General features: G+C 72.4%; 8 protein-coding genes. 5 read left to right on the forward strand and 3 right to left on the reverse strand.

Translation table 11 applies throughout. The features are described 5' to 3' along the window. Positions 1-211 precede the first annotated feature (211 nt). The 3 genes from F0L46_RS15970 (at position 212) to F0L46_RS15980 (ending at position 6,881) form a co-directional block, all read left to right on the forward strand. Positions 212-973 (forward strand): Crp/Fnr family transcriptional regulator, encoded by a 762-nt coding sequence (locus F0L46_RS15970; RefSeq protein ID WP_188311993.1) that lies wholly within the window; start codon positions 212-214, stop codon positions 971-973. Positions 974-1,198: 225 nt separating this feature from the next. After that, complete coding sequence (locus tag F0L46_RS15975) at positions 1,199-3,253, forward strand: hybrid sensor histidine kinase/response regulator (RefSeq protein ID WP_149819304.1); 2,055 nt, start codon at positions 1,199-1,201, stop codon at positions 3,251-3,253. Positions 3,254-3,503: 250 nt separating this feature from the next. Further along, complete coding sequence (locus F0L46_RS15980; protein WP_149819306.1) at positions 3,504-6,881, forward strand: PAS domain-containing protein; 3,378 nt, start codon at positions 3,504-3,506, stop codon at positions 6,879-6,881. Between the two features lie 10 nt (positions 6,882-6,891). Here F0L46_RS15980 and F0L46_RS15985 read toward each other — a convergent pair whose 3' ends face one another. The 3 genes from F0L46_RS15985 to mutY all read right to left on the reverse strand — a co-directional run bounded on the left by F0L46_RS15985 (position 6,892) and on the right by mutY (position 9,798). After that, the gene (locus F0L46_RS15985; RefSeq protein ID WP_188311994.1) at positions 6,892-7,818 is read right to left on the reverse strand and encodes a DUF2336 domain-containing protein; all 927 of its coding nucleotides are present in this window, start codon (positions 7,816-7,818) and stop codon (positions 6,892-6,894) included. 278 nt (positions 7,819-8,096) lie between these two features. Beyond that, positions 8,097-8,615 carry a glycine cleavage system transcriptional repressor gene (locus F0L46_RS15990; protein WP_149819309.1) on the reverse strand — a complete coding sequence of 173 codons (519 nt, stop codon included), beginning with the start codon at positions 8,613-8,615 and terminating at the stop codon, positions 8,097-8,099. Between the two features lie 52 nt (positions 8,616-8,667). Next, the gene (gene mutY / locus F0L46_RS15995; RefSeq protein ID WP_149819311.1) at positions 8,668-9,798 is read right to left on the reverse strand and encodes an A/G-specific adenine glycosylase; all 1,131 of its coding nucleotides are present in this window, start codon (positions 9,796-9,798) and stop codon (positions 8,668-8,670) included. 56 nt (positions 9,799-9,854) lie between these two features. Between mutY and F0L46_RS16000 the strand changes: the two genes are divergently transcribed. Beyond that, positions 9,855-10,358 (forward strand): DUF721 domain-containing protein, encoded by a 504-nt coding sequence (locus F0L46_RS16000; protein ID WP_149819313.1) that lies wholly within the window; start codon positions 9,855-9,857, stop codon positions 10,356-10,358. A 105-nt stretch (positions 10,359-10,463) separates the two neighbouring features. Beyond that, the gene (locus tag F0L46_RS16005) at positions 10,464-11,093 is read left to right on the forward strand and encodes a DsbA family protein (RefSeq protein ID WP_149819315.1); all 630 of its coding nucleotides are present in this window, start codon (positions 10,464-10,466) and stop codon (positions 11,091-11,093) included. The last annotated feature ends 228 nt before the right edge of the window (positions 11,094-11,321 follow it).

The raw sequence follows: 11,321 nt of genomic DNA on the forward strand, positions 1-11,321 counted from the left end.
CGAACGATCCCAGGCCGTCAGGCCCTCGCAAGGCGGACTCGCATGCGTGATGGCGTCTTTTTCCTAATGGATGTCGGATGTCAGACAGACAAGCATGGCAAGACTGGGCTAAGGCCGCCATAGCTCAGGCGGCCACTATAAAGCGATAGAAAGAGCCGGGCGAGCTTGCGGGGCGACGATGAGGCGTAAAGGCGATCGAACGACGGACGGCATGCTGCTGCTTCGGGGGCAGGTCGTGACCAATCGCCTGATCGCATCCCTCATGCCGCAGGACCTGTCGCTTCTCGAACCACATCTGGAACCGGTGGTTCTCACCCGCGGCGAAGTCTTGTTCGAGCCGGGCGACGACGTCGTCGCGACCTACTTCCCCGCCGCCGGAACCATGGCCTCCCTCGTCCTGCCGCTCGCGGACGGGCGCTGCGTCGAGGCGGCCACCATCGGCCGCGAGGGCGCCATCGGGGGCATCGTGTCGGCCGGCAACAAGCCCGCCTTCGCCCGCGCCGTCGTTCAGATGCCCGGCACGGCGCTGCGCATCGAGGCAGCGCGCATCGACGAGGCGAAGGACCGCTCCAAGACCCTGCGCGACCTCTTCGCCCGCTATGCCGACGCCCTTCTGGCGCAGGTGCTCCAGTCGGTGGCCTGCAACGCGCTGCACTCCATCGAGCAGCGCTATTGCCGCTGGCTCCTCATGACCCAGGACCGGGTCGGCGGCAGCGACCTCATGCTCACCCAGGAATTCCTCTCCGAGATGCTGGGTGTCCAGCGCACGACCGTGACGGCGTCGGCGCGGATCCTCCAGGAGAAGGGCATCATCCAGTACCGCCGCGGCCGCATCACGATCACCGACCGCCCGCGCCTGGAACGCACCGCCTGCGAGTGCCACGACATGGTCCGCCGGCACTACGAGCGCGTGATGCCGGCCTTCAAGGCAAAGGCGGTCGCCGAGCCCGAGCCGCAGGACGATCTCGGCTGAGACGGCCGGGTTGGCTTTTTCGGCACCTGGAGCGTTGACGACCTGAGGCGGCGTCGTGCCGCACCGTCAATCCGCACCCGGGCGAGCGATCAGGAGGCGCCCGGGCGCCTGCAACAGCCCAGGGGAAGTCGCCTGCCACTGCCCGTCCCGACACCGCGACCGGAGGATCGATCGGCAGGGCGCCGTCCGGCGGCCCCGTTCTACGCGCTCATCGTCGCCTCGATCGTGCTGCCGCTCGTGGTGTTCGGCCTCGCGGCGGCGGAGAACCGGGACCACCTGGAGCACACGGCGGAGATCGAGGCGCGCCGGGTCGCGCGGGTCTTCGCCGAGCACGCCCTGAAGCTCTTCGAGACCGACGAGCAGATCCTGCGCCGGGTCGACACCCGGATCCGCGGCATGTCCTGGGACGAGGTCCGCGCTTCGGGGGAGGTCACGACCTTCCTGCGCCGCGTCGCCTCCGAGACGGCGCATCTGCGGGGCGCGGGTCTCATCGATCCCGCCGGGCGCCTCGCGCAGCTGAGCGAGGAGGAGATCCCGGTCCTCGACCTGTCGGACCGCGACTATGTGCGCGAGGCGCCCGCAGAGTCGCCGCAGTCCTTCGTCTCGAGCCCCATCGTCGGCCGCATCAGCGGCGAGTCGCTGTTTCGCCTGTCGCGGCACACGCAGGAGGGGCCCGAGGGCGGGGTGATCTTCGTCGCCATGGACCCGCGCTACCTCGTCGAGTTCTACCGCACCTCCACGCGCCCGGGCGACTCCGTCACCATGGCGCGCGCCGACGGAACGGTGCTCGTCCGGGATCCGCCCGTGACCACCGGCACGGAGGTGCTCAGCCCCGGAAGCGGGCTCATGCGCTCCATCGCGGGCGCCCCGCAGGGCGTCTACCGCACGACCTCCGAGCTCGACCGGATCGAGCGCATCCACGCCTATGAGAGGGTCGGCCCCTATCCGATCTACGTGAGCTACGGCCTGAACCTCACGGGCGTCCTCAGCGAATGGCACTGGAACCTGCTCGCCTACGGCCTCGTCGCCGCCCTCTCCTCCATCGGTCTCGTCGCCCTGAGCCTCGTTGCCCTCAGGGTGGCGATGCGGGAGCGGCGGTCGTTCGGGCGCTGGCAGGAGGAGGCGCAGCGGCGCGAGGTCGCCGAGGCCGCCCTGCGCCAGGCGCAGAAGATGGAGGCGGTGGGCCAGCTCACGGGCGGCGTCGCCCACGACTTCAACAACCTGCTCACCGTGATCATCGGCAATCTCGACATGGCCCGCCGCCGCATGCGCACCCCCGACGAGCGGGTGTCGCGCGCCATCGAGAACGCGCTCCAGGGCGCCAACCGCGCCGCGTCCCTCGTGGAGCGCCTGCTCGTCTTCTCCCGCCGCCAGCCGCTCGCGCCAAGGGCCGTGGACCTCGCGGCCTTGGTGTCGGGCATGGAGGACCTGCTGCACCGCTCGCTCGGCGAGAACGTCGCCCTCACGGTCGCGATCCCGCCCGGCCTGTGGCCCGTCGCGACGGATCCCAACCAGCTCGAGACGGCCCTCGTGAACCTCGCCGTGAACGCCCGCGACGCCATGCCCGAGGGCGGCCGCCTCGCCGTCACGGCCCGGAACGCCGAGACCGGCGGCGTGCCCGACCTGGAGCCCGGCCCCTACGTGGTGATCGAGGTGACCGATACGGGCACCGGCATGCCGCCCGAGGTGGTGGAGCGCATCTTCGAGCCGTTCTTCACCACGAAGCCCATCGGCCAGGGCACGGGCCTGGGGCTCTCGCAGGTCTATGGGCTGGCCCGCCAGTCCGGCGGAACCGTGATCGTGGACAGCCGGCCCGGCCAGGGGACGGCGATCCGCCTGCTCCTCCCCCGCGCCGACGCGGAGCACCGCGGCGCCGACGAGCCCGCCGAGCACCCGTCGGTGGGGGGCGGCCGCGAGACGATCCTTCTCGTGGAGGATCAGGAGGACGTGCGCCGCTTCGCCGTCGAGACGCTGCGCGACTTCGGCTACGAGGTGCTGGAGGCCGGCGACGCGGCGAGCGGCTTCGCGCTGCTGGAGCGGCACGGACGGATCGCCCTGCTCCTCACCGACATCGGCCTTCCTGGCACCAGCGGCCGGGCCCTCGCCGAGCAGGCGGCGCGGCTGCGGCCCGATCTGCCCGTCATCCTGATCACCGGCCATGCCCGCGAGGAATCGGTGCCCGCCCGGGTCGGCCTCCTGCGCAAGCCGATCTCGTCGGAGGGCTTGGCCCGCGCGGTCCGCGGCGCCCTCGACGCCCCCGCCGACGCTGCGGCGGAATGAAGCAGGCACCCCTCGGAAAGCCTTGCGGACGCTACGGAATGCGGAGCCTTACGGACGCGTCCGATTTTGCGTCGGAGGAGGCCGGCGAATAACGTCTCGAATCGGCGACACAACAGGCCGCGCGTCACAATTTCGGCAGCGCGGGACGTGGACGCGCCGTCGGGGGCACCATGCCGATACGTCTTCTCGCCCGCGCGGCCACCCGCCGCGACGGTGCTTCAGCGCACGCGGGCCGGGTGGGCACGCCGTCATGACGGCGCGCGCCTCCACGCCGCCCCGCGAGAGCCGCTCGCTCTGGGGGCAGCTCACCGCCGTCGGGCTCGCCCTCGTCATCCCGACGCTCGTCTTCGTCGGCGTTCTCCTGTGGCACTACGCGGCCGCCGAGCGCGCCCGGGTCGAGGAGGAGGCGCGGAGCGCCGCGCGCAGCCTCCAGGTCGCGGTCGACCGCGAGATCGTGGGCATCGAGGGCATGCTGGAGGCGCTCGCGACCTCGCCGAGCCTTGCCGCGGGCGACCTGCCCACCTTCTACCGGCAGGCCCGCCAGCTCTTCGACCGGACCGGCATCCATATCAGCCTGCGCAACACGCAAGGGGTGATCGTCCTGACCACCCGCGTGCCCTATGGCGGGACCATCGAGGCGTCCCACCTCCTGCGCGACGCCGACCGCGAGGTCCTGCGCACGGGCAAGACGTCCGTGAGCGACGCCTTCTCGGGCCAGGTCAGCCATATGCCCACGATCCAGGTGATCAACCCGGTCGTCCGCGAGGGCGGGATCGCCTACCTGCTGGGGGCGAGCTTCCACCTCGACCGCATGGCGGGGGCGCTTGCCCGCGAGACCCTGCCGGAGGGCTGGATCGGCGGGCTCATCGACCGCCAGGGCGTCCTTCTCGCCCGCACCCGCGACCACGAGGCCCATGCCGGGCGTCCGGCGCCCGCGGGGCTCCAGGCCCGAGCGGTCGGCCATTCCGGAACCTATATGGGCACGAACCCGGACGGCTCCAGCGCGCTCGCGGCCTATGCCCGCTCGCCGCTGACGGGCTGGTACACGGCCGTGAGCGTGCCCGGCGACATGGTGCAGGCCCCCTTGCGGCGCTCGCTCCTCCAGATCGTGGGCCTTGGCCTCGGGCTCGGCGGCCTCGCCATCGCGCTCTCGCTCCTGGTCAGCCGACGGATCGCGGGCGCCGTGGGGGCCCTTCGCGACGCCGCCGCCGCCATCAGGCTCGGGGAGGCGGTGGCCCCCGTCGCGACGGACCTCGCGGAGGTCGACGACATCGGGCGGGCGCTCGCCGCGGCCTCCGTCGAGCTCAAGGCCCGGGAGGCGCGCCTGCGCCGGGTGCTGGAGAGCACCGGCGACAGCGTGTTCGTCCTCGATCGCGAGGGACGCTTCACCTATCTTAACGAGCGGGCCCGCGCCCACCTAGCGCCCGGCCGCGACCTCGTCGGCCGCCGCGTCCGGGAGGTCTTTCCTGAGGACAGCGCCGCCGATCTGTGGCGGGCCTTCCACGACGCCGCGATCACCGGCCGGCCGACCCGCGCCGACCAGTTCTATCGTCCTCTCGCCCTCTGGTTCGAGGCCCACGCCTATCCCTCGGACGAGGGCCTCACCGTGTTCTTCCGGGACGTGACCGAGCAGCGCTGCGCCGCCGGAACGGTGCGCGACAGCGAGGAGCGGCTCCGCCTGGCGCTGTCGGGGGCCAAGGCCGGCTATTGGCAGCTCGCTCTCGACCCGCCCTCCATGTACTGGGACGAGGGCTGGCGCGGCCTCTACGGCTTCTCGCCCGACGAGACCGCGAGCGAGGAGCTCTGGCGCTCGCGCATCCACCCCGACGACCGCGCCCGCATCGACGCCAACATCCGCGACGGGCTCGCCGGAACGGCGGCAGGCTGGACCCAGGACTACCGCATCGTCCACCCGGACAAGGGCGAGCGCTGGATCCACGACCGGGTCCGCATCCGCCGCGACGCGGCGGGCCGCCCGGTCTCCCTCGGCGGCCTGCACTTCGACTTCACGGACCGCAAGCGCATGGAGGACGCCCTGCGCGAGAGCGAGGCCCGCCTGCGCCTCGCCCAGACCGCCGGCGGCATCCTCACCTGGGAATGGACCATGGCCTCGGGCGAGGTCGCCTGGTCCGGGCCCCTCGACGTCATCGGCCTTCCGCCCGGTGCGCCGGATCCCTCCTTCGAGGATTTCGTGGCCCGCATCCATCCGGACGACCGGGCGATGGTGCGCGAGCGCGTCGCCGCGGCGCTGGAGGGCGCCTCCTTCGAGGCCGAGTTCCGCCTGCACGACCCCGGCGGCGGCGTGCGCTGGATCGCGGGACGGGGCGAGGCGATCTCCGACGCTCCCGGCAAGGCCGTCCGGATCATCGGCTGCAATTACGACATCACGGCGCGCAAGGAGGCCGAGGAGGCCCTCGCCCGCCTCAACGCCAACCTGGAGCGGCGCGTCGCGGAGGGGACCGAGAAGCTCGTCCAGCTCCAGAAGATGGAGAGCATCGGGAGGCTCACGGGCGGGATCGCCCATGATTTCAACAACCTGCTCGCGGTTGTTCTCGCGAACCTCGAGGTTCTGCGCCGGCGCCTGCCCGAGGGCGACGACCGGGCTTCGGCGCTCGTGGACAACGCCGTTCAGGGCGCCGAGCGCGGCGCCGCCCTCACCCAGCGCCTTCTCGCCTTCGCCCGGCGTCAGGACCTGCGGCCCGAGGCCGTCGATCTCCCGGGCCTCGTGGAGGGGATGGCGGATCTCCTCAAGCGCTCGCTCGGGCCCGACATCCGCATCGAGACGCGCTTTGCCGCCGGGCTCTATCCCGCCCTCGTCGATGCCCACCAGCTGGAGCTCGCCATCCTCAACCTCGCGGTCAACGCCCGCGACGCCATGCCCAAGGGCGGGCGCCTCACGATCCAGGTCGACGAGGAGATGGTAGGTGACGGCGAGGCGCTTCCCCCCGGGATCTACATGCGGGTGCGGGTGACGGATACCGGCACGGGGATGGACGAGGCCACTCTGCGCAGCGCGACGGAGCCGTTCTTCACCACCAAGGAGGTGGGCAAGGGCACGGGGCTCGGCCTGTCCATGGTGCACGGCCTTGCGGCACAGTCGGGCGGGGCGTTCACCCTGCTCAGCGCGCCGGGCCGCGGCACCACGGCCGAGATCCTCCTGCCCCGCGCGGCGCAGGCCAAGCCCCGCGTGGTCTCCCCCGCGCCGGAGCCCGCCCCTGGCGGCGCCGGCCCGGCTCTGTCGATCCTCGTGGTGGACGACGATCCCCTCGTCCTGTCGGGCACCAAGTCGATGCTGGAGGACATGGGGCACCGGGCGGTCACCGCCGATTCGGCGATCGAGGCTCTGGCGCTTCTCCATGGCGGGCAGGGTTTCGACATCGTGATCACAGACGAGGTGATGCCGGGCCTGCGCGGCCTCCAGCTCGCCGCCGCCATCGCCCGCGACTGGCCGGGCCTGCCGGTGGTGCTGGCGACGGGCTACGCCGACCTGCCCGAAGCGACGGACGACCTCGTCGCCGCGCGCCTCGACAAGCCGTTCCGCTTCGCCGATCTCGAGGCGGTGCTGGGCCGGATCGGCGGTGCCCGCGCCGCGGCTGCGAGCGCGGCCCCGACCCGCCTCGCGAGCTGACCGGGCCGGTTCAGCCCGGCCAGCCCTTCACCACCCGCAGCGACGAGCGCATGCGCAGCGCCCGCAAGGCCCGCTCGGCGGCGCGCGGCGACACGCCCTGGTAGGCCGCCTGCTGCGCCGCGACGGGCGCCCCCGGATCGAGGCAGCGGCGCAGGACGCGCTCGGCGAGCGGCCAGCGGATGTCCGCCATGCGCAGGCACAGGACCATGGCGTCGAGGGCGCCGGCCCGGAACGCCGCCGCCGTCTGGCCGAGCTCGTCGCGGCCGAGATAGGCCACGAGCGCCACGATCCGCGCGGTCTCGTCCTCCCTGAGGCAGCGCGCGAGATCGCTCTCGCGCGGCTCGCGCGCCGCCCGCAGGGCCGTGAGCCAGTCGGAGGCGGCCTCGATCGCGGCGGGCGCCAGCGGGCCCTCGGGATCGGCGCTCTCGACGGCCTCGATGCCGAGCCCGCGCCGCACCTCGCCCGGCACGTCGGGCCGCCTGGCGAGCGCATCCTTGATCCGCCCGTCGCCGCGCGCGAGGCGCGCCAGGCGCGCCATGCCGTCCTCCGAGAGCCGCGCCGTATCGTTCGCGGCGAGGGTGCGCAGCACGGGCGCCGCGCCCCGCGCCAGGACCATGTCGCTCACCCGCGGCGTGATGTGCCGCCGCCCGGCGATCGCGGCGAGGTGCCCCTGCCCGCGGGTCCAGGCGATGGCGACGAGGACAGGCTCGGGGAGAAGCGGCGAGTGCCGCAGCACGGGGGCCGCCACATGGGAATCGGGATCGTGGGCGAGCAGCAGCACGCTGCGCACGGGCCCCGACGGCACACGCGCCAGGCGCTCGGAGAGCTGGCCGCGCACCACCGGGTCGACCTTGCCCACCAGCTCGCACATGGCCGTGTCGTAGAGCTCCGCCTCCCGGGTGCTCAAGGGCGCGTCGAACCGCGACGCGAGTTTCAAGGCTACGGCGCCCCGCCGCGGCGGCACGACGCCCGCGACCATTTCGGCGAGCAACGGAGGACAGGGTACGTCGTGCGGCATCAGGATCCCCATCTTGGCAGCGCCGGGTAACGGCTCGCGGCGGCGAATCGTTGCGTGACGCCTCCTTGATGACGCTCCTTGGCTGAACGAGGTCTTGGCGCCGATGCTCCGATTTGAGGCGAATACCCGTCGAATTGCTCGGATGTCCGAGATTGTTCTTGCGCGGCAGGGGTTGAGGGGCGCCGGCGCCCGGCGCCTCATTCGATGTCGCGCAGCACGATCTCGGCCATGATGTCCTGGCCGATCGCCTCGAAGGTCTCCCGCAGCACGTCTGCGTCGAGGCCTTCGGGCAGGGCGAGGCGCGCGCGGGCCGAGAACAGCGGCTGGCCCGACATGGAGCCCTCGAAGAGGGAGGTCTCCAGCTCGTCGATGCTCACGCCCTTCTCGGCGAGCGCCGCCGCGATCTCGCGCACGATGCCCGGCGTGTCGGCGCAGGTGAGCTCCAGGGTGGCGGCCCGGGTGGGCGGTGGCGCTCCTTGCGAGCGGCGGGCCACGACGGTGATGCCCTGCTGGGCCAAGCCCGCCAGGGCGCCCTCGAGCGGCGCCACGGCGCCGTCGGGCAGGGCCACCCGCACGATCCCTGCGAACTCGCCGCCGAGCCGCGCCATGGAGCTGTCGATCCAGTTGCCGTCATGCGCGGCCACCGCCTCGGCCAGCGTCCGCACCAGGCCGGGCCGGTCGGTCGCGATCACGCTGAGCACCATCTCGACGGTCATGGGAGTCCTCATCCTTGTCGCCCGCCAGTCGACGCCCGGGCGGGCCGGGGTGTCAAGCGGGCTCGGCCTCGTCCGGCGGGGCGGCCTTGCGGCCCTTGCGGGCGGGTGCGGCCGCGGGCACGTCGAGGGCGTGGCTCAGGACCTTGCGCATGGCGTTGGGCAGGGGCTCGTCGGCGAGACCAGCGCGGGGCGTCCAGCGCATCCCCTCGGGCGGGGGCGTGGCGGCGGGCACGCGGGCGAAATAGACCGTGAGCTCCAGGGGAAAGTGCGTGAAGACGTGGCGCACGTGCCCCGGCAAGCGCTGCCAGCGCGCGTCGAGGGGCGCGTCGAGCACCGCCTTACCGACGTCGTAATCGGCCTCCCAGGCGCTGGTCGGCACCTCCGCCATGCCACCGAGGAGCCCCTTGGGCTCGCGGGTGCGCAGGAGGACGGCGCCGTCGTTGCGCAGGGCCACGAAGGCCGCCCCCCGGCGCAGCTCCCCCTCGCGCTTCGGCGCCTTGCGGGGGAAGGTCTCCTGCAGGCCCTCCGCCCGCGCCCGGCAGGGCGTCATCCAGGGGCAGAGCGCGCAGGCCGGGCGCTTAGGGGTGCAGATCGTGGCGCCGAGATCCATGAGGGCCTGCGCGAAGTCGCCTGGCCGGTCGGGGGGCACGAGGCCCGCGACATGGCCCTTGATGACCGGCTTGGCCTTCGGCAGCGCCTCCTCGACGGTGAACACCCGCGACATCACCCGCTCGATGTTCCCGTCGACCGGCGCCGCGGGGATCTGGAACGCGATCGCCGCCACGGCGGCGGCCGTGTAGTCGCCGATCCCCGGCAGGGCGCGCAGGGCCTCCTCGGAGGCGGGGAAGCGCCCGCCATGGCGCTCGACGACCGCCTTGGCGCAGGCATGCAGGTTGCGGGCGCGCGAATAATAGCCGAGCCCCGCCCAGGCCCCCATGACGGCCTCGCTCGGCGCCTCGGCGAGCGCCTCCACCCCGGGGAAGCGCTCCAGGAAGCGGGCGAAATAGGGCGCCACCGCCGCGACCGTGGTCTGCTGGAGCATGATCTCGGAGAGCCAGACCCGGTAGGGATCGGGCGTCTCTCCGGGCAGCGCGCGCCAGGGGAGCCTGCGTCGATGACGGTCGTACCAGCAGAGAAGATCGGCGGGATCGGGCTTCAACCCCGCGCCGGAGGGGTTTACCATGATGGCCCCTTACCCGATCGCCCGCCGCGATCCAATGCGTCACGGACCCAAGCCGGATGGCCGCCCCGAAGCACTACCCTCCCCGCCCCCTGGCCGACCTCATCGACGCGTGCCTCGGGCCGGCGCTCGCCGCGCAGGGATTCGCCGCCTCCGACGTGATCGCGTCCTGGCCCGAGATCGTGGGCGAGCGCCTCGCCGCATTTACCCAGCCCCTCAAGGTGGAATGGCCGCGCAAGGCCCGCGGCGTCGAGGGGGAGGCGCGGGCGCCCGCCTCCCTCGTGGTTCGCGTGGAGGGCGCCTTCGCCCTGGAGATGCAGCATCTCGCGCCCCTCGTGATCGAACGCATCAACGCCCATTACGGCTGGCGCTGCATCGGCAGGGTGGTGCTCAAGCAGGGCCCCGTGCGGCGGGCCGCCCCCAAGCGCGCGAAGCCGAAGCCCCTCGACGACGCCACGCTCCAGGAGATCCGCGCCGCGACCGCGGGCGTGGGCGACGACGCCCTGCGTGCCTCCCTCGACCGCCTGGGGCGCGCGGTGGCGGGCACGAGCGGGAAGCGCTAGGGCAGCACGATGACGTGATCGGCGCCGCTTACCGGGGCGCTTGCCACAAAGTCGGCCCAGTTCTACCCCTTTGAAGAGAGACGACGGTTTTTGGAGCGATCGACGATGATGACGCGGCGTGAGACGCTTGGCCTGATGGTGAGCGTGGGTGCGACGGCCCTGCTCGCGAACCTGCCGGCCTGGGCGCAAGGCCCCGCCCCCGCAGGCGACCTCGCCACGGTCGGCCCGCTGGGCGACATGGCGCTGGGCCCGGAGACCGCCAAGGTCACGATCATCGAGTATGCCTCGCTGACCTGCTCGCATTGCGCGGCCTTCCACAAGGAGACCTGGCCGGAGCTCAAGAAGCGCTTCGTCGACACGGGCAAGGTCCGCTTCATCCTGCGCGAGTTCCCCCTCGACCCCCTCGCGCTCGCCGCCTTCATGCTGGCGCGCTGCGAGCCCGCGAAGACATGGGCCATGGTGGATCTCTTCTTCGAGCAGCAGCGCACCTGGGCCTTCAGCGAGAAGCCCCTCGATGCCCTCCAGCAGATGACCCGCCAGGCCGGTTTCTCACAGGAAAAGTTCGAGTCCTGCTTGAAGGACCAGAAGATTTATGACGCCGTCAACGACGTGAAGAACCGCGGCGAGCGCCTCGGCATCAACTCGACGCCCACCTTCTTCGTGAACGGCAAGAAATATAGCGGGAACATGCCGATTGCCGAATTCGAGAAGATCATCAACCCGCTCCTGGGCTGACCGCCGCGCCCCGGCGCGCGCGCGCGCTGGCGCCGCCGCGCTCCCTCCCCCCTTGCGGGGGAGGGCTGGGGTGGGGGGTGACGGCGGTGTCCTCACAAGAAGGTGCACCAGCCGATCGGTTGCCGTCTTTTCTGCTCCACCTCCGCCGTCACCCCTAACCCCTCCCCGCGAGGGGAAGGGGAAAACGTTGCATCCCTCGCCCACGCTCAGTCCCGTTCCGACGGCTAG

This window comes from Salinarimonas soli, assembly GCF_008386575.1.
GTDB classification, from domain to species: Bacteria; Pseudomonadota; Alphaproteobacteria; order Rhizobiales; family Beijerinckiaceae; genus Salinarimonas_A; species Salinarimonas_A soli.